This is a genomic window from Candidatus Poriferisodalis sp. (assembly GCF_965204195.1).
Taxonomy (GTDB): Bacteria; Actinomycetota; Acidimicrobiia; order Acidimicrobiales; family Poriferisodalaceae; genus Poriferisodalis.
This window is the reverse complement of the sequence record NZ_OZ241975.1, coordinates 1,291,438-1,313,239: the sequence shown is the minus strand read 5'-3', so window position 1 is coordinate 1,313,239 and position 21,802 is coordinate 1,291,438. Positions and strand designations below refer to the sequence as shown.

At 68.1% G+C, this 21,802-nt stretch carries 18 protein-coding genes; 8 read left to right on the top strand and 10 right to left on the bottom strand.

The genetic code is table 11. From position 1 onward, the window contains the following. The first annotated feature begins 4 nt into the window (after positions 1-4). Both ACOGI8_RS05810 and ACOGI8_RS05805 read left to right on the top strand, forming a co-directional pair. Positions 5-814 (top strand): alpha/beta fold hydrolase, encoded by an 810-nt coding sequence (locus ACOGI8_RS05810; protein WP_419855941.1) that lies wholly within the window; start codon positions 5-7, stop codon positions 812-814. Between the two features lie 11 nt (positions 815-825). Next, complete coding sequence (locus ACOGI8_RS05805; protein ID WP_419855940.1) at positions 826-1,989, top strand: CaiB/BaiF CoA transferase family protein; 1,164 nt, start codon at positions 826-828, stop codon at positions 1,987-1,989. Positions 1,990-2,038: 49 nt separating this feature from the next. On the opposite strand, the gene ACOGI8_RS05800 is transcribed toward ACOGI8_RS05805, so the two are convergent. The 6 genes from ACOGI8_RS05800 to ACOGI8_RS05775 form a co-directional block, all read right to left on the bottom strand. Further along, positions 2,039-2,929 carry an acyl-CoA thioesterase gene (locus ACOGI8_RS05800; protein ID WP_419855939.1) on the bottom strand — a complete coding sequence of 297 codons (891 nt, stop codon included), beginning with the start codon at positions 2,927-2,929 and terminating at the stop codon, positions 2,039-2,041. 108 nt (positions 2,930-3,037) lie between these two features. After that, positions 3,038-4,510 (bottom strand): amidase, encoded by a 1,473-nt coding sequence (locus tag ACOGI8_RS05795; RefSeq protein ID WP_419855938.1) that lies wholly within the window; start codon positions 4,508-4,510, stop codon positions 3,038-3,040. A gap of 56 nt (positions 4,511-4,566) precedes the next feature. Further along, the gene (locus tag ACOGI8_RS05790) at positions 4,567-4,836 is read right to left on the bottom strand and encodes a hypothetical protein (protein WP_419855937.1); all 270 of its coding nucleotides are present in this window, start codon (positions 4,834-4,836) and stop codon (positions 4,567-4,569) included. Positions 4,837-4,898: 62 nt separating this feature from the next. Then, positions 4,899-6,233, bottom strand: a complete 1,335-nt coding sequence (locus ACOGI8_RS05785) for an aspartate aminotransferase family protein (RefSeq protein WP_419855936.1) — start codon at positions 6,231-6,233, stop codon at positions 4,899-4,901. A gap of 58 nt (positions 6,234-6,291) precedes the next feature. Continuing rightward, complete coding sequence (locus tag ACOGI8_RS05780) at positions 6,292-7,437, bottom strand: aromatic ring-hydroxylating oxygenase subunit alpha (protein WP_419855935.1); 1,146 nt, start codon at positions 7,435-7,437, stop codon at positions 6,292-6,294. Positions 7,438-7,446: 9 nt separating this feature from the next. After that, positions 7,447-8,799 (bottom strand): aspartate aminotransferase family protein, encoded by a 1,353-nt coding sequence (locus tag ACOGI8_RS05775; protein WP_419855934.1) that lies wholly within the window; start codon positions 8,797-8,799, stop codon positions 7,447-7,449. A 133-nt stretch (positions 8,800-8,932) separates the two neighbouring features. Between ACOGI8_RS05775 and ACOGI8_RS05770 the strand changes: the two genes are divergently transcribed. The 6 genes from ACOGI8_RS05770 to ACOGI8_RS05745 all read left to right on the top strand — a co-directional run bounded on the left by ACOGI8_RS05770 (position 8,933) and on the right by ACOGI8_RS05745 (position 18,862). After that, positions 8,933-12,949, top strand: coding sequence for a hydantoinase B/oxoprolinase family protein (locus ACOGI8_RS05770; RefSeq protein ID WP_419855933.1), 4,017 nt, complete (start codon positions 8,933-8,935; stop codon positions 12,947-12,949). 55 nt (positions 12,950-13,004) lie between these two features. Next, positions 13,005-13,802, top strand: coding sequence for an alpha/beta fold hydrolase (locus ACOGI8_RS05765; protein ID WP_419855932.1), 798 nt, complete (start codon positions 13,005-13,007; stop codon positions 13,800-13,802). Positions 13,803-13,952: 150 nt separating this feature from the next. After that, complete coding sequence (locus tag ACOGI8_RS05760) at positions 13,953-16,265, top strand: xanthine dehydrogenase family protein molybdopterin-binding subunit (protein ID WP_419855931.1); 2,313 nt, start codon at positions 13,953-13,955, stop codon at positions 16,263-16,265. A 144-nt stretch (positions 16,266-16,409) separates the two neighbouring features. After that, on the top strand, positions 16,410-17,639 hold the full coding sequence (locus ACOGI8_RS05755) for an acetyl-CoA C-acetyltransferase (protein WP_419855930.1): 1,230 nt from the start codon (positions 16,410-16,412) through the stop codon (positions 17,637-17,639). A 51-nt stretch (positions 17,640-17,690) separates the two neighbouring features. Further along, the gene (gene rpe / locus ACOGI8_RS05750; RefSeq protein ID WP_419855929.1) at positions 17,691-18,410 is read left to right on the top strand and encodes a ribulose-phosphate 3-epimerase; all 720 of its coding nucleotides are present in this window, start codon (positions 17,691-17,693) and stop codon (positions 18,408-18,410) included. Further along, entirely contained in the window at positions 18,410-18,862 is a 453-nt protein-coding gene (locus tag ACOGI8_RS05745) for a hypothetical protein (RefSeq protein WP_419855928.1), read from the top strand. Before rpe ends, ACOGI8_RS05745 begins: the two co-directional genes overlap by 1 nt. A 29-nt stretch (positions 18,863-18,891) precedes the next feature. Here the strand turns inward: ACOGI8_RS05745 and ACOGI8_RS05740 are convergent, their stop codons facing one another. From ACOGI8_RS05740 to ACOGI8_RS05725, 4 genes are all read right to left on the bottom strand, one after another. Beyond that, positions 18,892-19,512 carry an ATP-dependent Clp protease proteolytic subunit gene (locus tag ACOGI8_RS05740; RefSeq protein ID WP_419855927.1) on the bottom strand — a complete coding sequence of 207 codons (621 nt, stop codon included), beginning with the start codon at positions 19,510-19,512 and terminating at the stop codon, positions 18,892-18,894. Positions 19,513-19,606: 94 nt separating this feature from the next. Then, positions 19,607-20,218, bottom strand: a complete 612-nt coding sequence (gene rdgB / locus ACOGI8_RS05735) for an RdgB/HAM1 family non-canonical purine NTP pyrophosphatase (RefSeq protein WP_419856369.1) — start codon at positions 20,216-20,218, stop codon at positions 19,607-19,609. Between the two features lie 56 nt (positions 20,219-20,274). Beyond that, positions 20,275-21,003 carry a ribonuclease PH gene (gene rph / locus ACOGI8_RS05730; RefSeq protein ID WP_419855926.1) on the bottom strand — a complete coding sequence of 243 codons (729 nt, stop codon included), beginning with the start codon at positions 21,001-21,003 and terminating at the stop codon, positions 20,275-20,277. A 34-nt stretch (positions 21,004-21,037) separates the two neighbouring features. After that, positions 21,038-21,787 carry an MBL fold metallo-hydrolase gene (locus ACOGI8_RS05725; protein WP_323673377.1) on the bottom strand — a complete coding sequence of 250 codons (750 nt, stop codon included), beginning with the start codon at positions 21,785-21,787 and terminating at the stop codon, positions 21,038-21,040. Between the last annotated feature and the right edge of the window lie 15 nt (positions 21,788-21,802).

The following is a 21,802-nucleotide window of genomic DNA, read 5'->3' as shown; positions in this document are numbered from 1 at the left end:
CGCCATGACCGCGGACGAAGAACGTCTTCACGCAGTCGTCCACGATGGCGACGGCCCGCTGGCGCTGCTGGTGCACGGTGCGCTGGGCAGTCGCTCGTACTGGGACGACAACCTCGGCGCGCTGCAGGCGGTCTGCCGCCCAGTGGTGATCGAGCTGTGGGGACACGGCAGATCGCCCAGCCCTGCCGATCCTGAGCGGTACCGGCCGCACAGCTACGTGGCCGAATTCGAGCGGCTGCGAGTCGAACTCGGCGCTGAGCGGATCTGGATGATCGGGCAGTCGCTGGGGGCGGCGCTGGCCTTGCACTACGTGCTGGCGCACTCCGCTCACGTCGTCGGCGTAGTGCTCACCAACTCTTCTTCGGCCTTCAGCGAGCCCGCCGTGTGGAGGGAGCGAACCGAGACGATGGTCGAGGAGCGGGCGCTCGAGGTCGAGACGCATGGCATCGAAGTGCTGCGCGACAGCTGGATCAATCCGGGACGATCGACGCGCATCTCGCCGGCGGTGCGCGCCAAGCTGGCCGGCGAATTCTCCGAGCACGATGCGACGGGACTCGTCAACTCGTTCCGCTTCACCAATGCGGGCGTCCCGCTCGGGGAGCGCTTGGCCGATGTTGCCGTTCCCGTGCTGCTCACCAATGGCACAGAGGAGGGCCGCTTCCAGCAGCTCCTGCCGCGAGCGCACCGGATTCCCGGCCTCGAGATCGCCGAACTGCCGGCCTCGCACGCGGTCAACGCCCAAGACCCCGCAGGATGGAACGCCGCTGCCACCAGATTCATCCGGCAACACGCCGACACACTGCCCACCCGCTAGAGGAGGCACCCATGGGGACAGGACCGCTCGAAGGCATCACCGTCGTGGACGTCTCCAGCGCGGTCGCAGGCGCCTGGGTGTCGTCGCACCTCGCCGAGATGGGCGCCGACGTGGTGCTGATCGAGAAAGTGGGCGCCTCCGATGTCATGCGCCTGACCGGTGCGATCGTGGGTGATCAATCAGGCTGCTGGGTCCAGATGCACCGCAACAAGCGAGGCATGGATCTGGATATCCGCGACGAGCGCGGGCGAGAGATCCTGCTGCAGCTCGTCAAGGGTGCCGATGTGTTCGTCCAGAACTTCCGACCGGGGGTGGCCGAGCGCCTGCGCATCGGCTACGACGATCTCAGCGCCGTCAACCCCGATCTCGTGTACCTGTCGGTGTCGGGTTTCGGCCCCGACGGGCCCTATGCGCACCAACCGGTGTACGACCCGATCATCCAGTCGCTGTCGGGCATGACCGAGGCGCAGGGCGGCGACTTCGTCAAGTCGGCCACGGCCGACAAGACCACGGCAATGACAGGCGCCAACGCTGTGCTCGGAGCCTTGCTGGCGCGGGCGAACGGCGCCGGCGGCCAGCACGTCGAGGTCAACCTGCTCGATTCCACGCTGTCGTGGATGTGGCTCGACTACTTCTGGAACGAGTCGGTGCCCGACGCAACGCCCACACCGTCCTACAGCGAGTGGTACAGCCCCTGGGAGACCACTGACGGCGCGGTGGGCGCCATCTGGCCGTCAGACGACCAATACCGCCGCGTGTGCCTCGCGCTCGATGTGCCGCACCTGGCCGACGATCCTCGCTTCGCCACTCGCGAGGCCCGGATACGCAACTCCAATGAGCACCAGCAGGAATTCGCCGAGCTGCTCGGCGAGTTCACCACGGCCGAAGCGCTGAAGCTGCTCGAGAGCGCCGACGTTCCGTGTGCGCCCGTGCTGGACATCACCGAAGTGTTCGATGACCCCCAGGTGAAGCACAACGAGACGGTGCTGACCCACCGTCACCCCGTGGCGGGCCAGGTCCGCACTACCCGCTTTCCGGCCCGGTTCAGCAAGACGCCCACCGAGCTCGAGCGCCTGGCTCCGACCAAGGGCGAGCACACCGACGAGGTGCTGGCCGAGCTAGGCCGCTCCCCCGCCGAGATCGCCCAACTCCGCAACGACGGCATCGTCGCCTGAGCGGCTTCGACTGCCGGTCGCACCTGCGTGCCGGGCAGGCCGGTTGGCCCTAGAGGCGGGCGAGGGCCTCCTGGACCGCTGTGGCCACGAGGCGGCCGTCCTGCCAGAAGCGAGCCTCAGCAGTGCCGCGGTTGCCGCCTGCCATCAGCGGACGCTGCTCGCAGTAGATCCACTCGTCGGCGCGGGCCGGGGCGTGGAACCACATGGCGTGATCGAGGCTGGCCACCTGCACTTCGCTGTCCAGCCAGGTGACGCCGTAGGGCACGATGACGTTGTCGGCGAGACAGTCGTCGCTCATGTACGCGATGACCGCTTCGTGGATGGCCGGATCGTCGGGCAGCCGCCGAGGTGTGCGGAACCAGTAGTCGATGCCGCCGCGTGGCGAGGGCCCGGTCGGCGCCCATGGCGCGTGGGCCAGCCGGTATTCCACGGGGCGGGTCATGTACGACCACTGCTCGCCGAAGATCGGGCCCACCTCGGCGATGCACTCCTGGTAGGTCGGCAGCGACTCGGGCGGCGGCGCGTCGTCGGGCAACGGGCACTCGATGTCGACCTTGCCCGTCTCGGGAACGTGGAAGGTCGCCATCAGCTCGAAGATGAGCCGGTCGAACTGGTGGGCCTGCGCTCGACGGCTGCAGAACGCCCGGCCGTCGCGAACTCGGTCGACCGTGTACTCGACATCGGCCATGCCGTCGCCGCCCCGCAGGAACACCGCATGCACCGAGTTCATCAGCCGGCCCTCATCCACGGTTCGTTGTGCTGCGACCACTGCCTGCGCCAGCACATGGCCGCCGTACAGCCCGAACTCGTCGAAGCCGGACCCCTTGCCCCGGAACGTGTCGGCCCCGTCGCCGTTGCGCTGCAGGTCCAACTGGTCCAGCAGTTCATCCAGGGCCGCGTTGACGGCGGCCGTTGTGTCTGTCCCGGGGGTGTTCGTCACGGCCTAGTTCTCTAGCAGACCACGCGCCCGGCGAGCCCGACATGCGATAGCCGTGCCGGTCTTGTCGCCGAGCGCCGAGCCCGCAGGCGCACTAGCGGTCTCAAGCGCCTACTCGTATCCGGGGGGTGATACGAAGCCGCCCAGCGTTCGTTCGATGAGCGACGCGTAGCGGATGCCGCGCCGGTCGCCCAGGTGCGGCGCGACGATCTGGATGCCCACCGGGAGGTTCAATCCATCCGCGGTGAGCCCGACGGGGGCAACCGTGCCGGGGAGGTACACGCTGCAGCTCCACCCAGCCCAGAAGAGCTGGTCGACGCCGAGCTCTTGGTGGCCGTCGATGTCGATGGTGCGAGAGGGACGGGTACCGGTGTGGTCGTGCACGAATGCGGCCGATGCGGCGATCGGGCACAGCAGCAGGTCATAGTCGTCGAAGAATCTCGCCCAAGCAGCCCGGTAGCCCTCGCGCTTGTTGTGGTGCATGAACCACTCGCGGTGGCTCATCGTCATCGCGTAGTCGACCAGCGACTGGTAGTCGCCCTCGCCGTCGTTGTATCGGTGGGCGCGGGACTGCGCGTCGTTCCACATCGCCTCGTCGGCCAGCGCGCCGGTAGCGGCGCGCAGCAGCATCAGGTAGTTCTCGTGAAACTCATGCTGGTCGATGTCGGGAGTGGCTTCGCTGACATCGGCGCCAGCGGCTGCCAGCGCATCCACGGCCCGCTGCAGCGTGTCGATCATGGCCGTCGAGTTGCGGATCACCGGCGTGTCGAGCATCACGCCCACCCGGAAAGCCCCCAGCGTGTCGCGGTGCTCGGGCTCCAGCACCACGCGGTAGCCGTTCGCGTCGAGGCCAGCCGGCCCGGCGAGTACATCCAGCGCCACATCCAGATCGGCGGCGCTGCGCGCCAGCGGTCCGCAGACGGCAATGTCGCTGCCGGCCAGCGCACCGGGTACCGCGTGACCCCCGTCGGGCACCAATCCGAAGGTCGGCTTGTGGCCGAACACACCGCAGTAGTGCGCCGGGTTCCGGATGGAGGCGCCGATGTCGGAGCCCAGTTCCAGCGATGCCATGCCGGTCGCGAGCGCCACGGCCGAGCCTCCCGACGAGCCGCCGGGCACGCGGGTCAGGTCCCACGGGTTGTTGGTGCAGCCGTAGATGTCGTTGAAGCTCTGCCAGTCGCCCAGCATGAGCGGCACGTTGGTCTTGCCCCAGATCACCGCGCCGGCATCCAAGTAGCGAGTCACCGTGACGGCATCGATGTCGGCCACATTGTCGGCCCATGCCGGATTGCCCCACGTGGACGGCGTGCCGGCCCAGTCGAAGGCCTCCTTGATGGTCATCGGCACGCCGTGCAGGGGTCCCCAGCACTCCCCAGCCGCGAGCGCCTCGTCGGCCTCGGCCGCCCGCTGGCGCGCCTCGTCGATTTTCGTCACGATCACGGCGTTCACCGCCGGGTTGAATCGCTCGTAACGATCCAACGCGCCCTCGAGCGCCTCGACGGCGCTCACCTTTCCCTGCCGGATCAGCGATGCCAGCTCAACCGCCGGCAGAAGGTTCGGATCTGTGCTGTTCGCGCCTGTCATCGCGCTGAGGCTATGAGGCTGAGCCCAATGGCGGATCAGTTGCTGCGAGGCGAGGTTCAGGAGGCGAGCTTGTCCAGCTTGCTGGCGATCCCCTCAAGGAGTGCGCTATGGCCGCTCAGCGTTTCGCTGACGCCACGTTGAGACTCCTCCATCCGTCCTTGGGATTCCTCCAGCCGCTCCAGTCGCTCATTCGTCTCGCCCTGCGACCGCTCAAGCTCCTTCTGCGACTCCTCGATGCGCTGCAGCGATTTGCGCTGAACCGCAAAGGTCTCGTCGAGCATCTCGCCCACCGAGGGCATTCCTTCCGGCATCTGCTCGTCGCTCATGCTTCCAGCGTAACCACAACCGGTGCGACCACTACAAGTGATTTTCTGCCGCGGCGGCGGGTTCAGCCGGGCAGCGCTGCGGTGGCCGCCGCCAGCAGGTGTGCGATGTCGTCGTCGGTCATGGCCAGGCTGAGGCTGCCGAAGCCCCCTCCGGAGAGATAGACGCCAGCCGCTTGGATCGCGTGCTCGAAGCGTTCCAGCTCGGCTGCCTCGTCGCTGCTGAGATGCGCGTCGCGGTAGTTGCGGATGTGCCTGGTGTGCGGATGCACCTTGAACAGACTCCCCCGGCCGGTCACCTGCCAATCCACGCCTGCTGCATCAATGGCAGACCGCAGGCCGCTGCGCACCGCGTCGCCCAGCTCATCCAGGCGGGCGAAGGCGTCGTGGTCGAGTTGGTTCATCGTGGCAAGGCCGGCGGCCATGGTGACGGGATTGGCCGTGAAGGTTCCGCCCGAGGGCACCTTGGCACGGGCGCTCCCCGACCGGGCAAACGTCGACATCGGCCCCTTGCGCCCCGCCACCCCGCCGACAGGGAAGCCGCCGCCGATGATCTTGGCCACGGCAGTGATGTCGGGGTCGATGTCCAGCAGCGTCTGCGCTCCGCTGTAGCCCAACCGGAACGAGATCACCTCGTCGAGCACCAGCAGCGCGCCGACCTCGCGGGTGGCGTCGCGAATCGCCGCTATGAACTCGGGCTCGATGGCCGGCAGCCCGACCTGGCTCGGCATCACGTCGAGCAGCACCGCGGCCAAGCGGTCGCCCTGGCGCCGGATCGCCGCCCGAGCCCCGTCGGCATCGTTGAAATGGATGACGCTGACCTCTTCGGTCACCGAATCGGGCGTGCCGACCGAGTACGGCACCGTCACCGGTGCGTCTGCGTCGCCCCAGTTGGTGGGGTTCGACGCCAGCGACGCTTCGGCGTGGTCGTAGGTGCCGTGGTACGCGCCCTCCACCTTGATGACATTCGGCCGTCCGGTGAATGCACGGGCTGCCTTGAGCGCCCCCATGACCGCCTCGGTTCCCGAGTTGCAGAAGCGGATCAGCTCGAAGCTCTCCACCCGATCGCACAGCAGCGCCGCGAGCTCGATCTCTACGTTGCTGGCCATCGCGAACGCAGTGCCGCGGGCCATCTGCGCGCTCACCGCCTCCGTCACCGCCGGATTCGCGTGCCCGACGATGATCGACGTGAAGTTGTTGTTGCAGTCCAGGTAGCGATTGCCGTCGACATCGGTGACCCAGGCACCCTGACCGTGATCCACGTAGATCGGGTTCGGTCGCCGCAACAGCGTCGCCCGCGACACGCCGTCGGGAATCCACTGGTGCGCCTTCTCATACAGCGCAGCCGACTGCGATTCCGAGCGTTGGCCACCCGCGTGTGACCCGATCCGTTCCGTCATCGGCTCAGTGTCGCAGAGCCGCCGCAACGGCGGACGGAATGCTGCGGCGGCCAGATGGCTAGATGGCGCCGGCGCGGCGGTAGGCGTCAAGCACAAGCCCGTGGAAGTGGTGCACGCCGTGCTCGGAGAGCCCGGAGCCGTCTGGATCGCACACGATGCGGCCCTGGGTGAACGCTGGCGTGCGCATCCCGTTCTGGACGCTCTCCACGATGCCGATGTCCTCGGGTTGGAGGATCTCGTCGATGTAGCGCATCGACTCGATGTCGCCCGGGTCCAGCTCCGCCGATTCGAAGTAGAAGTCGATCGTCTCGTGAGTCGTCTCGGGCCCGGTGGGCACCATCTGCATGATGCTGAAGTTGCCTCGACCCGGGTAGCGCATCAGGCAGGTGTTGGGCCACAGCCACCACACGGCGAGATCCTTCACGCTGGAGCCTTCGACGTCGTAGGCCGAGTTGTCCGAGTGGCCCGCGCGTGCCATGTGGCTGGAGTAGATGCCGTGGGTGGTGACGCGGTAGGTGTCCATCTCCACCAGCGTCACGAAATCGGGGTGGGCGATGTGGCAGTGGTAGCACTCCAGGAAATTGTCGACGACGTTCTTCCAGTTGGAGGCGATCTCGTAGCTGAAGCGCCGGACGTGGGTCAGCTCGGCCACGTCGGGCGCCCAGCGGGCGATCTCGGCGCCGAAGTCCCCGGATTGGACTGCCAGCGACTCGGCGTCGGGGTCGAGGTTGACGTAGACGAAGCCACCGAACTCCTCCGCCCGGACCGCCTGCAGGCAGACCTGCGACGGGTCGAACCCCGGCACCCGGTCTGTCTCGCGCGCCCGGTGCAGCTGACCGGACAGGTCATAGGCCCAGCCGTGGTAGGGGCACACGATGCTGCCGGTGTTGCCGGCCCCGGCAAGCACGTGATGCGCCCGGTGCTGGCAGACGTTGTAGAACGCCCGCAGCTCGCCGTCGTTGCCTCGCACCAGCGCGATCGGCATGCCGGCGACCTCCAGCGCGACGTAGTCGCCGGGATTGCGCAGCGACTCGACGTGGCACACCCACTGCCAACTGCGAGCGAACACCTCACGCTGCTCGATGTCGTGCCAACGCTGGGAGATGTACGCATCGGCATGCAATGACAGCGAGTTGGCAGGGTCGGCGTCGAAGCCCGCAGCGATATTGGCAGGAGCTTCGTGGTCAAGCGGCGTCGTCGGCATTGCCCCGCATTATCCCCCCGGCAGCGAGGCCGCAGCGGCCATCAGGAAGTGCTCAATGTCGTCGTCGGTGGTGGCCAGATTCAGCGAGCCCAGGCTGTCGCCGATGAAGTACACGCCGTTGGCCTGCATGCGCAGGCCGAACTGCTCGACGATCGCCTTCTCGTCGCTGGATTGGTAGGAGTCGCGGTAGTTGCGGATGTGGCGCTGGTGGGGGTGTACCCGGAACAGGCTGCCCCAGCCCGTCACCTGCCACTCCAGCCCGGCGCGGTCGAAGAGTTCCCGCAGGCCCGAGCGCACCGCTTCACCGATGTGGTCGAGTCGGGCGAACGCGTTGTGGTCGAGGCGAGTCATCGTCTCGAGGCCGGCGGCCATCGTGATGGGATTGGCCGAGAACGTGCCGCCCGAGGGCACCTTGGCCCGGTCGCCGTCGATCCGCACAAAGGTCTCCATCGGACCGGTGCGCCCAGCGATCGCTCCCACCGGGAATCCCCCGCCGATGATCTTGCCCAGCGTGGTCAGGTCGGGGTCGATGTCTGCCAGCGTCTGCATCCCGCCGTGGCCCAGCCGGAACGTGATCACCTCGTCGAGCACCAGCAAGGCCCCGACCTTGCGGGTGGTCTCGCGCACGGCGGCGATGAACTCGGGTTCGAGGTCGGGCATCCCGACCCGGTTCGGCATCGGGTCGAGCAGCACAGCGGCGAGCTGATCCCCGGCGTGCTCGATTGCCGCACGGGCACCCTCGGCGTCGTTGTAGGCGATGATGCCCACCTCGTGGGCAACCGAGGCGGGCGTGCCGAACGCGTACGGCACCGTCTGGGGCGACGCAGCATCCCCCCAGTTGCTGGGATCTGCCCCGAGGCTGGCTTCGGCGTGGTCGTAGGTGCCGTGATAGGCGCCTTCCACCTTGATCACGTTGGGGCGCCCCGTAAACCCGCGTGCTGCCTTCAGCGCAGCCATCACGGCCTCGGTGCCGGAATTGCAGAAGCGGATCAGCTCGAAGCTTTCGACACGATCGCAGAGCAACTCCGCCAGATCGATCTCGACATCGTTGGCGAGCGAGAAGGCCGAACCCCGCGCCATCCGCTCCGCAACGGCTGCCGAGATGCCCGGGTCCGCATGGCCGATGATGATCGAGGCGAAGTTGTTGTTGCAGTCGAGGTAGCGGTTGCCGTCCACGTCGGTCACCCACGCACCGGCGGCGTGGTCGACATAGATGGGATGGGGGCGCCGCAGCAGCATCGACCGCGACGAGCCGTCGGGAATCGAGCGCTGGGCTCGCTCATAGAGCGCCGCCGACTGCGGTGCGCTCCAGTCCTGCTCCCCCATCTGACCTCCCAGGTCAGGCCGGGATCGTCCCGGCATCGGCTCAGTCTCGCGAACCGCGCGTGCGCTTTCAGCGCTGCGGCACCCCCACGGCGAGAGCAATCGCGGCTGGTTGGACCCCAATCGACGACTGCACAAGCTGTGCGCTGGGCAATGCTGCGAGACTGGGGGGATGAGCGAGTCCACAACCACGCCTGGCCCCAACGGCACTACCGGTGGGGCCGACCGCTCGCAGCGACGGCCGGTGGCGCCATGGCGCATCGGTGTGGACGTCGGGGGCACCTTTACCGACTTGGTGCTGGCCGACGACCACGGCGACACCTGGGTGGCGAAAGTGCCCTCGGTGCCGGCCGACCCGAGCCGTGGCGTGCATGCCGCGCTGGCACGCGTCGCAGTCGATGCGGGCCTGCCACTCGATGAGGTGCTGGCCGACTGCTCGCTGTTCGTGCACGGTTCCACCGTGGCCACCAACACGATGCTGGAGGGAACCGGTGCCACCGTCGGCCTGATCGGCACCGACGGATTCCGTGACACGCTCGAGATCCGCCGCGGGCTGCGCGAGGACCAGTGGAATCACCGCGCTCCCTACGCCCCCGTGCTGGTGCCTCGCTACCTGCGGACCACGGTGCCGGGCCGCATCGACGCCGACGGCACCGAGCACGCTCCGCTCGACCTGGGCGGCCTCGGCGAGATCCTCGACCAATTCGACAGCCACGGCGTGGAGGCCGTGGCAGTCGCCTTCATGAACTCCTTCGTCAACGACGCACACGAGCAAGCCGCAACCGAAGCGGTGCGCGAGCAGTGGGACGGCGACTGGGTGACCGCATCGGCAGCCGTGTCGCCGCTGATGGGCGAGTACGAGCGGACCTCCACGGCCGTCGTCAATGCGGCGCTCTCGCCGAAGATCGTGTCGTACCTGCAATCGCTGAACGACGATCTGGCGGCCGCCGGTCTGCGCCACTCGATCCTGCTGGTGCAGTCCAACGGCGGTGCTGCCTCGGTTGACCATCTGTCCGAGCGTCCGGTGAACCTGCTGCTGAGCGGACCCGCCGCCGCCGTGGGTGCGTTGAACCTGTACCGCGAGGCGGTTGACACCGCACTGGACAGCTCTGCGGCCCGCACGGCGGCGCAACCCGGCAATCTCGTCTCGATGGAGATCGGCGGGACGTCGTGCGACGTGCTGCTGATGTCGGGCGGCGAGGTGGACACCCGCGACGAGATCATGATCGCCGGCTACCACGTCTCCACTCCGGCCATCGACATCCACACCATCGGCGCGGGCGGCGGAACGATCGCCGGTGTCGACGAGGCCGGTCTGCTCTATGTGGGACCCCAGGGCGCCGGTGCTGTTCCCGGTCCCGCCTGCTACGGCAACGGCGGCGAGCTCCCCACCGTCACCGACGCCCAGCTCGTGCTGGGCCGACTGCGTCCCGGCAAATCGGCCGGCGGCACCTTGGACCTCGACATCGACGCCGCCCGCGAGGCGATCGAGGTCCACGTGGCCGAGCCGCTCGGGATGACCATCGAGGAGGCCGCCGCCGGGATCGTGGAAGTCGTCGAGCAGCATCTGCTCAGCGCCACCGAGCACATCTCGATCGAACGGGGCCACTCGCCGCGGCGGTTCACCATGGTTGCCGCGGGAGGCGCCGGCCCGATGCACGGCGCCTCGGTTGCTGCGGGTCTCGGCTGCGAGCGCGTCTATGTGCCCCGCGACGCCGGTGCGCTGTGCGCGATCGGGATGCTCCACGCCGACGTGCGCCAGGACTTCACCCGCTTCCTGATGGGCTCGCTCGACGAGCTGGACACCGCAGAGATCGAGGCTGGGCTGGCCGAGCTGCAAGCGGACGCACTCGACGTCATGGGTGCCGAAGGCTTTGATGAATCCGCGGTGGCGCTGGACTGCGAGCTGGAGCTTCACCACCCCGGCCAGCTGTGGTCGATCCGGGTCCCGGCGTTCGCCGGCAGCGCCGCGACCGTCGACGTCGCTGCCGTGCGCTCAGCGTTCGAAGCCGAGTACCAGCGCCTGTACGGCCACGTGCAGACCGACGGCACGATCATGATCGCCTCGTTGCGCTTGATCGCTCGCGCATCGACGGGCGATGTCGTCCCCACCGCTGCGCCGCTCGCAGTCGCCGACCCTGAGCCATTCGAGACAAGGTCCGTGTGGCACGGAACGTCCGGCTGGTGCCCCACGCCGGTGTACGACGGCGAGACGCTGCGCTCGGGCCACCAGATCGTCGGGCCGGCACTGGTCGAGGAGCTGACCACCACGATCGTCGCCCGCCCCGGCGACCGCCTCTGGGTGGACGCCAGCGGCGACTTGTTCATCGATCTCGCACCCAGCGAGGCCGAGGCGGCAGAGGTCGGGGCGACCGGTCGAGCCACGACGACGCGTGCGGGCGGCGAGCTCGACCCGGTCGTACTGGCCGTGATGCAGAACCGTCTGGACCAGATCAGCCGCCACATGGGCTGGGTGATGACTCGTACCGCCCGCAGCACGATCTTCAGCCAGAGCCACGACTTCTCGTGTTTCGTGACGACACCCGACGGGACGCTGGTGGCCAACGCCGACGGCATCCCGATCCACACGGGCGGCGGCGGATTTGCCGTGCGGGCGCTGCTGGCCAAGTACGGCGGCCGCATCGAGCCTGAGGACGTGTACCTGCTGTCGGACCCCTACGTCGCCGGCGGCAACCATCTGCCCGACTGGGTCATCGCCCGGCCGATCTTCGCCGAATCAGTCGAATCAGTCGACAGCGCCGACACACCGCCGCTCATCGGCTTCTGCTGCAACCGGGCGCACCAGTCCGACATCGGCGGCGGCCTGGCCGGCACCTATAACCCCGAAGCCACCGAGATCTGGCAGGAGGGCATCCGCCTGCCGGTGCTCAAGCTGGTCGAAGCCGGCACGGTGCGGGAAGATCTCTGGGAGCTGCTGCTCATCAACTGCCGCACCCCCGAGCTGCTCGACGGCGACCTGTTGGCCATGATCGGCTCGACCCGGATAGGTGCCGAGCGGGTCATCGGGCTCGCAACCGAGCTGGGCATCGACGCCTACCAGGCCTATCTCGACGGCGTGCTTGAGCACGGCGAGCGCCGCATGCGCGCCGCCATCGCCGCCCTGCCCGACGGCACCTACTACGGCGAGGACCGCACCGACAACGACTGCTTCGGACCGGCCGACATCGCCGTGCGCGTCCGCATGACCATCACCGGCGATGAGATGGAACTGGATTTCACCGGCACCGATCCACAGATCGAGGGCTTCAAGAACAGCTCGGTCGCCAACACGTACTCGTCGGTGTTCCTGGCGCTGTCGTCGTTCTTCGACACGTCCATCCCTCGCAACGAGGGCACCTACCGGCCGGTCACGGTCAATGCCCCCGAGGGCAGCATCGTGAATGCCCGGCCGCCGGCGCCGATGACCATGAACACGGTGTACGTGGCACACGAGATCGTGATCGCCACCTGGCAGGCGCTCGCCCAGGCCGACCCGGGCAGGGCGTGTGCGGCGTGGTCAAAGACGATGCACGGGCATGTGGCCGGTCGCAACGACGACGGCACCACGTGGGTGATGTACCAGTGGCACGCCATGGGCACACCAGGCGCCACCGCGGAACGCGACGGCTTCGTGCAGATGGGGCACCTGATCAGCCTCGGCGGCCTCGACATGCCCAACCTGGAGTTCCACGAGCAGATGTATCCAGTGCGCTACGTGCGTCACGAGCAGCGCTGTGACAACGCTGGGCCGGGTCGCCGCCGTGGCGGCACCGGGGTGCGCTACGAGGCCGACATCCTCCGGCCCGCCATCTGGTCGTTCCGGGCTGAGGGCCTCGACACGCCGTCCGGACACGGTGTGCGCGGCGGCGGCACCGGCGGAGTCGGCTTGGAATGGATCGCTCCCGTCGACGTTGAACAAGACGGGCCGACGTTCGTGCCGCCCAAGTACGGCGTGAAGCGGATGGGTCCCGCACGCATGATCGCCGACACTCCCGGCGGGGGCGGCTGGGGCGACGCATTCGAGCGAGAGCCCGACGTGGTGCTGCGCGACGTGATGGACGACGTCGTCAGCGTCGAGGGCGCCCGCCGTGACTACGGCGTGGTGATCGGCGACGATGGCCGATCGGTCGATGTCGAAGCCACCGTTCGACTGCGTGCAGCCGGTCGCACCGCTGCACCGACTGGCTGAGCCCCCACATCCACCCCCAAGAAAGTCCTGATTCCCGAACAGGGAGACGTTCGCAATGACGCTTGTGCTTGTTCACGGCAACCCCGAGACAACTGCCATCTGGGATCCGATGCGCGCCGCCGTCGAGCGCCATGGCGTCGGCCCGTCCGATGTGGTGGCACTGTCGCCGCCGGGTTTCGGCGTACCCGCGCCCGACGGCTTCGGCGCCACCATGAACGAGTACCGGGACTGGCTTGCCGACGAGCTGGAGCAACTGCTCGCGGCAGGCGCCGAGCACATAGACCTGCTGGGGCACGACTGGGGCGGCGGACACGTCATGCGCATCGCCATGGAGCGCCCGGACCTGATCCGCTCGTGGTGCACCGACGTCATCGGCCTGTTCGATCCCGACTACGTCTGGCATGACGCGGCACAGCTGTGGCAGACCCCGGAGGGGGACGCCTCCATCGAGCGCATGATCAGCCGTCCTGACGCCGAACGAGTCGCCTTCTATGCAGGTCTCGGCATGGGACCCGAGGTTGCCGAAGCCGTGGTGCCCCACATCAACGCCGACATGGGCCGGTGCATCCTGGCGCTCTACCGCGATGCTGCCCAGCCCGCCATGGCAGCCCTCGGCTTCAACATCGCTGCGGCCGGCCGACGGCCCGGCCTGTGCATCCTGGCGGCAGGCGATCACTTCACCGGCGGCGGTGTCATGCACCGCCGCATCGCCACCCGCGCCGGCGCCAGGGTCACCGAGCTGCTGGATGTGGGCCACTGGTGGATGTGTGAGAACCCGGGCCTCGCAGCGCACACCGTGGCGAGCTGGCTGGCATCGCTCGACAGAGCCGCCACCGCTCGGGCCGGCGACTGAACAGCCCGCCCGGCAGCCCTTCTCGCGGCGCACAGCGCCGGCTGGGCGTTGGGCTACTGTCGCGGCTGACGCCCGGTCGTGCGCGGCCGGGCACGCCGTTCTGAATGCAATCCGGCGCCCGCAGGGGTGCCAGCCACAAGGGGGCAAGCGATGGCCGCATCGGGTTCGATCTTGGGAAATCCTGTTCAGCGCAAGGAAGATCCTGGGCTGCTGACCGGGGCGAATCACTACGTCGACGACCTTGACGTCGACGCGGCGCGAGTCGCCTTCGTGCGCTCACCGGAGGCTCACGCCGAGATCGTCTCGATCGACACCTCCGAGGCGGCGTCCATGCCGGGCGTCGTGGCGGTGTACACGTCGGAGAATCTGCCGATGGATGCGTTCCAAGGCTTCCCGATGATGCCGCCCGACTTCAACCGCCCGCCGCTGGCGGCGGGCCGGGTGCGCTTCGTCGGCGACATGGTGGCGGCAGTGGTCGCAGAGACCCAAGCGCAGGCGAATGACGCCGCCGAGGCTGTCTACGTCGACTACAGCCCCCTGCCGGTCGTCTCGGACTTCGAGCGGGCGGCCGATCCCGACTCGCCCGTCGTATGGGACGGGCAGGCATCCAACGTGTGCTTCCCGTTCGCTATCCCGGGCCCGGATGAGGAGACCGGCGAGCGGCCGGGAGTGGACGCCCTCGCCGGTGCTGACCACGTCGTGTCGGAGCGCATCGTCACCCAGCGCTTGGCGGGCGCTCCGATGGAGCCCAACGGGTGCGTGGCCGTGCCGGGTGGCGACGGCAGCATGACCCTGCACCTGTCGGTGCAGAACGCCCACTCCCAGCATGAGGCGCTCGCACCCGCGCTCGGCCTCGAACCGGATCAGCTGCGGGTGACCGCGCCGTGGGTTGGCGGCGGCTTCGGCCCGAAGGCCGCGGTGTACCCCGAGTACATCGTCGTCGGCAAAGCTGCCCAAGCACTGGGCCGCCCGACCCGGTGGACCGAGAACCGCACCGAGAACATGCTGTCGATGGTGCAGGGCCGCGCCATGGTGATGAACGTGGAGATGGGCGTACGCAACGACGGCAGCATCGTTGGCCTGAAGGCGCACGTGATTGCCGACGCCGGGGCTTACCCGATCATCGGTGCAATCCTGCCGATGCTCACGGGAATGCTCAGCCAGGCCGTGTACGACATTCCCGTGATCGACTTCGTCTCGCAGACGGTCATCACCAACACCACGCCGATCGGTGCGTACCGCGGCGCCGGGCGTCCAGAGGCGACCCAGATGGTGGAGCGCATCCTGGACAAGGCCGCTGCCGCGATCGGCATGGACGCGGCCGAGATCCGACGCAAGAACTACCTGCAGCCCGATGCCTTCCCGACCGCCCTGCAGACGGGCGTCAGCTACGACTCCGGCGAGTACGAGCAGGCCCTCGACGCCGTGCTCGAAGCCTCCGGCTATGCCGATCTGCGAGCCGAGCAGCAGGCCCGGCGCGACGCCGGCGACTCGAAGCTGCTGGGCATAGGCGTGTCGTCGTACGTGGAGATCACCGCTCCGGTGGGCCTGCACGTGGAGTACGGCAGCACCGAAGTGCACGAAGACGGCACAGCCACGATCCGGGTGGGCACCTCCAGCCACGGTCAGGGCCACGACACGGCATTCAGCCAGATCGTCGAGGGAGTGCTGGGCATTCCCATGGATCAGGTCACCCACCTCGATGCCGACACCGCCGAGGTGCCTTCGGGTGCGGGCACGCTGGGCTCGCGCTCGCTGCAGACGGCTGGTTCGGCCGTGTACCTGTCGAGCCAAGCTGTGCTGGAGAAGGGCAAGCAGCTCGCCGCTCACCTGCTCGAGGCGTCTGCCGACGACATCGTGGTGGCCGAAGGCGGCCTTGCCGTTGCCGGCGTGCCGACCAGCTCGGTGAGCTGGGCCGACATCGCGAGGCTGGCCAACGACGACGGCGCCCGCCCGTCAGGTCTCGAGGCAGGCCTGATGGCCGAGGAGAACTTCGACGGCACCGATTCCACGTTCCCGTTCGGCTCCCATGTGGCCGTGGTCGAGGTCGACCGCGACACCGGCGAGGTCGAGTTGGTGCGCCACGTGGCGGTCGACGACTGCGGAACTATCATGAATCCGCTCATCGTGAACGGCCAGCAACACGGCGGCATTGCCCAAGGCATCGCGCAGGCGCTGTACGAACACGTCGAGTACGACGGCGACGGCCAGCCCCGCAATCCGAGTCTCGGCGACTACCTGGTGCCTTCGGCCGCCGAGCTGCCGAGCTTCGAGGTGTCCAACACCGAAACTGCCAGCCCCCGCAACCCGCTGGGTGCCAAGGGCATCGGCGAATCGGGCACGATCGGCTCCACGCCGGCGGTGCACAATGCGGTGTGCGATGCGGTCGCCCACCTGGGCATCGACCACATCGACATGCCCTGCAGCCCCCAGAACGTCTGGCGGGCACTCCAGAGCGCCTGAGCCTGCACAGCGCACGATTGCTCTCGTAGGAGGGCGTGCGCTTACCCGGACGAAGCGCCGGGCAATGACGTAGCCTCTGGGCTCGCACACGCAGCGTGACCGATCCTGCAGACAGGTTCGGCGCGTCCTCAGAGGGGACACCACATGAGTACAGATGCAGCGACCGACCCAGTCATCGTCGCAACCACCCGCAGCCCGATCGGCCGTGCCTTCAAGGGCTCGCTGACCGAGATGCGGCCCGACGACATGACGGCGCAGATTGTCACCAAGCTGCTCGACAAGGTGCCCGAGCTGCCCCACGGCGAGATCGAGGATCTCATGCTGGGCTGCGGGCAGCCGGGCGGCGAGGCCGGCTTCAACATCGCACGCGCCTCGGCCATCCTGGCCGGCCTCGACGACGTGCCCGGCACCACGGTCAACCGCTACTGCTCGTCCTCGTTGCAGACCATCCGCATGGCCGCACACGCCATCCGTGCCGGCGAGGGCGACGCCTTCATCGCCGCCGGCGTCGAGTGCGTCAGCCGCTACGACAAGGGCAACTCCGACAGCCTGCCCGGCACCACCAACCCGCAGTTCCGTGCGCCCGGCGAGCGCACCAAGGTGCGGTCCGAAGGCGGCCACGGCGACTGGGCTCCCGCACCCGGCCTGCCCGACCTGTACATCGCGATGGGCCAGACGGCCGAGAACGTCGCCGAGCACAAGGGCGTCAGCCGCCAGGCCATGGACGAGTACGGCGTGATGAGCCAGAACAAGGCCGAGGCTGCCATCGGTCGTGGTTTCTTCGAGATGGACATCACCCCGCTGGAACTGCCTGACGGCAGCGTGGTCAGCTCTGACGACGGGCCCCGCGCCGGTGTCACCTACGAAGCTGTCTCGCAGCTGAAGCCCGCGTTCCGCCCCGACGGCCGGGTGACCGCCGGCAATGCATGCCCGCTGAACGACGGCGCTGCTGCGGTCATGGTGATGAGCCGCAAGCGTGCCGATGAGCTGGGCATCACGCCGCTGGCGCGCATCATTTCGTCGGCAGTATCTGCGCTGAACCCCGAAATCATGGGCCTCGGCCCGATCGAGGCGTGCAAGAAGGCGCTGGCACGTGCGGGCATGACCATGAGCGACATCGACATGGTCGAGATCAACGAGGCCTTCGCTGCCCAGGTGATCCCGTCGGCAGACGAGCTGGGCATCGACATCGTCGACCAGCTGAACCTCAACGGCGGCGCCATCGCATTGGGCCACCCGTTCGGCATGACCGGTGCCCGCATCATGACGACGCTGCTGAACGGCCTTGCCGACCGTGACAAGACCTTCGGGCTCGAGTCGATGTGCGTCGGCGGCGGTCAGGGCATGGCCATGATCGTGGAGCGCCTCAACTAGATCGCCGATAACTGCCGCGCTTCGGGGCGGCGCGTCGGCAACACTGGCCGGGTGAACACGTCCTCGCCGACGGCACCCGGGTCCATCCAGATCGTCCCGTCTGTCCTGCCTGCCGACTTCGCGCACCTCGGAGACGAGTGCGCTGCCTTGGAGGAGGCAGGCGTCGACCGGATCCAGTGGGACGTCATGGACGGCGTGTTCGTGCCGAACCTGACATTCGGCCCCGACGTCATCGCTGCCTGCCGCCCGCACGCGGGCGTGATGTTCGAAGCACACCTCATGGTCGCCGACCCCGACCCGATGCTCGGCGCCTACGTCGACGCCGGGTGCGAGATGCTGATCGTGCACGCCGAATCGGTCACGCACCTGCATCGGACGCTCAGCCGGGTTGCCGAGCTGGGCGCGCAACCGGCGGTGGCCATCAATCCCTCGACACCGATCGACGCTGTGGCACACGTGCTCGACCTGGTCGACATGGTGCTCGTCATGACCGTCAACCCGGGGTTCGGCGGTCAGGCCTACATCGCCACGATGGAGCCCAAGATCGCTGCCCTGCGCCAGCTCATCTCCGGGAGCGGTGCGGCTGGGGCGTCGGGCGCGGGCATCGACATCGAGGTGGACGGCGGCATCTCGGCCGAGACCATCGGCGGTGCTGCTGCAGCGGGCGCCAACGTTCTCGTATCGGGCAGCGCGCTGTACCGCTATGACGAGGGGCTCGCGCACGGCGTCGCGGACCTGCGTTGCCGTGCGGAGGCTGCGTTCCGAGCGTGATGACCGTGACAGCTCGCCGGCGCTGGCTCCTCATCGCCGCCGCCGTCGTAGCGGTCGCTCTTGCCTTGCGACTCACGCTGTGGCGCGACAGCGGGGAACCCTCCGTCGAGGAGTTCTGCGCTGAGTTCGCCCACCTGCTGGTCGTGGATCAGCTCAGCCTGACGGTCAACCCGAACGATGACACGAGCACCCGTGAGGCAATGGATCGCACAGCCCGCCAGTTCGCAGATGCTGCGGCAGCGGCACCGGCGGATATCCGCCCCGACATGGTTCTGCTGGCCGACTTGACTGCGGCGCTCTCCGAAGCCGTCGCCGAGACAGCTTCACGCGAGACGTTCGACCGCGCCGCCGCGGTGATTGCGGCACAGGATCCGTTCCTCGAGACGCAGGATGCCGCCACCCAGCGGGTTGTCGACTACGTCACCCGCCATTGCACTGCTGCGCCTGGCTAGACCAGGCGCACGAGCACTGCTGCGCCCGGCTAGATCATCTCGCCGCGCTTGACGATCACGTGATCGCACAAGCCGTAGGCCTTCGCCTCCTCTGCGGTGAACCAACGATCCCGCTCGGAATCGAGCAGGATTTGCTCCACGTCCTGACCGCTGTGCAGCGCCGTGCGCTCGGCCATCAGGCGCTTGACGTAGGCCATCTGCTCGGCCTGGATGGCAATGTCCGATGCTTGACCCCGCACGCCGCCCGACGGCTGGTGCATCATCACCCGGGCGTGGGGCAGGCAATAGCGCTTGCCCGGCGCCCCGGCGGTGAGCAGGAACTGCCCCATCGAGGCCCCCAGCCCCAAGCACACGGTTGCCACGTCGCAGGCCACGAACTGCATGGTGTCGTAGATGGCCATGCCGGCCGTGACGGAACCGCCTGGGCTGTTGATGTACAGCGAGATTTCGCGACCCCGATCCTGACCTTCCAGATACAGCATCTGCGCGCAGACAACGTTGGCGAGCTGATCGTCCACCTCGTCGCCCAGGAACACGATGCGGTCGTCGAGCAGCCGGTTCGAGATCTGGGTCCAGCCGGATACGCCGCTGGCATCGAACGCGCGCTCCGACGCCGGCGTCGGCTGCTGGATGGAGGGAAGATCGCTCATGCGTCGCAGGCTACCGACGAGTCCGCCCCGGCCTATCGGGAGACTGAGGGCGTCAGCCATCTCGCGACGTCGTGCCCCGTGGTGCTTGAAGCGCTCACAGCTTCGCCAAGAGCGCGCGCAGGGCGCGACCGCGGTGGCTGATCCGGTTCTTGGCTTCGGCTGACATCTCGGCGAATGTCAGCGGCGCCGCTTCGCGCGGAACAAAGACGGGGTCGTAGCCAAACCCGCCATCGCCACGCGGTGCCATCGCGATCGCACCCTCGACCACACCTTCAGCCAGCACGTGAGGTCGCTCAACAGACGGGTGCTCATGCGCACCCAGCTGGGGTGCCGCTCCTTCGTACACCAGCGCGACCACCGTGCGGAAACGAGCCGTCCGCTGAGACGGGGGCACATCGACGAGCGCCGCCATGAGCTTGGCCAAGTTTGCCGCTGAGTCGGCTTCGGGCCCGGCATAGCGGGCGCTGTACACGCCGGGCGCGCCGCCCAAGGCATCCACTTCCAGCCCGGTGTCATCGGCAATGGACGGCTCACCAGCCGCTGCGCACACGAACCTCGCCTTGATCAGCGCATTGTCTGCCAGCGTCTCGCCGTCTTCAGCCACATCGCCGAGTTCTGGAGGCCGCGGCACGATCTCGACAGCGGGCATCGCTTCGGCCAGCACCGCAGCGATCTCGACAGCCTTGTGCGGATTGGCCGAGGCCATCACCAGCCGCACTGCGTCAGGGCCTTCCCATCACAGTCACCCTGGCGTGCCCGACGTCACGTTGGCGGCGTGGCCAGTGCAGCTCGCTGCAGATCGACGATCTCGCTGACGCCAGAGCGGGCCAGTGCCAGCATTGCGCCGAGCTGGGCGTCGTCGAACGGATCGCCCTCGGCGGTGCCCTGCACCTCAACGAAGCGACCCTGTCCCGTCATCACGACGTTCATGTCCACCTCTGCGCGCGAGTCCTCCTCGTAGGGCAGATCCAGACGGGCCTCGCCGTCGACAATCCCCACCGAGATGGCTGCGCACTCGTCGATGAGGGGATGCCGGCTGATGGCCCCGCTGCTGACCAGACGGGTGCATGCGTCGTGCAACGCCACATAGCCACCGCAGATCGAAGCGGTGCGGGTGCCCCCGTCGGCCTGCAGCACGTCGCAGTCGACCGTGACCTCGCGCTCGCCCAACGCCGCCATGTCGCACACGGCTCGCAGCGCCCGCCCGACCAGACGCTCGATCTCGAGCGTGCGGCCCTTCTGCTTGCCTCGCTTCGACTCCCGGCCGACACGCTCCCCACTCGAGCCGGGCAGCATCGCATACTCGGCAGTCACCCAGCCGGTCCCGCGGCCGCGCATCCAGCGCGGCACGTCGTCGTCGATCGACACGGTGCACAGCACCCTGGTGCGCCCGAACGACACGAGCACCGAGCCAGGTGTCTGGTCGGTGAAGTCTCGTTCGAACGTGACGGGCCGCAGGTCGCCCGGCGTCCGGCCGTCGGCGCGCGTCACGACCGGGTCTCGGCAGGCACGAAAAGCACAGCGTTCACGCCCAGAACGTTGCGCCGGTGCGTGCGACTGCCACGTCGCCGTTGAATACCTCGCCCGCCTCGGTCAGATGATCCTGCGGATCCGAACCGGGCGGCACATGGGTCACCACGAGCTGGCGTGCACCGACGTCGTTGGCGTCGGCTGCCAGCCAAGCTGCGCTGACATGCGGGATCTCGGGATTGTCGGTTGCGTGCAGCAGCGTGCCCTCACCCACCACGAGATCCGGCGACGGCCGCCCGACGTCACGGCTGAGCGCAGACAGTGCCCAGCCCCGACCGGTGTCGGACGTATAGACGATCGACTTGCCGTCGCACTCGAAGCGCATCGCCAGCGTCTCCACCGGGTGATCGGTGCGGGAGAACAGCACGTCGATGTCGCCGACGCGCGCCTCCGACGAGTCCTTCACCATCTCCCAGCCGAAGAGATCCGAGCTGTCGCCGTACACCTCGGTGACCTCACGCACGCCCTCGGTGGCGAGCACCCGCATGCTCTCGATGCCCATGTACCACTTGGCTGCGTTGTAGATCACCGGCAGCTCCGCGCAGTGATCCGGGTGGTGATGGCTCACCAGCAGCGCATCCACCGTCTCCAGCGGCACATGGGATTGCAGGTTGGCGAAGGTGCCGGGCCCGCAGTCCACCCACAGGTTCGTGGCTTCGCTGCGCACGAGGTACCCGCTGCACGACTCGCCAGCGGCGGCGTAGCTGCCCGAACAACCCAACACCGTCACCGAGAGCTTGCTCACGGAGGCCGATACTAC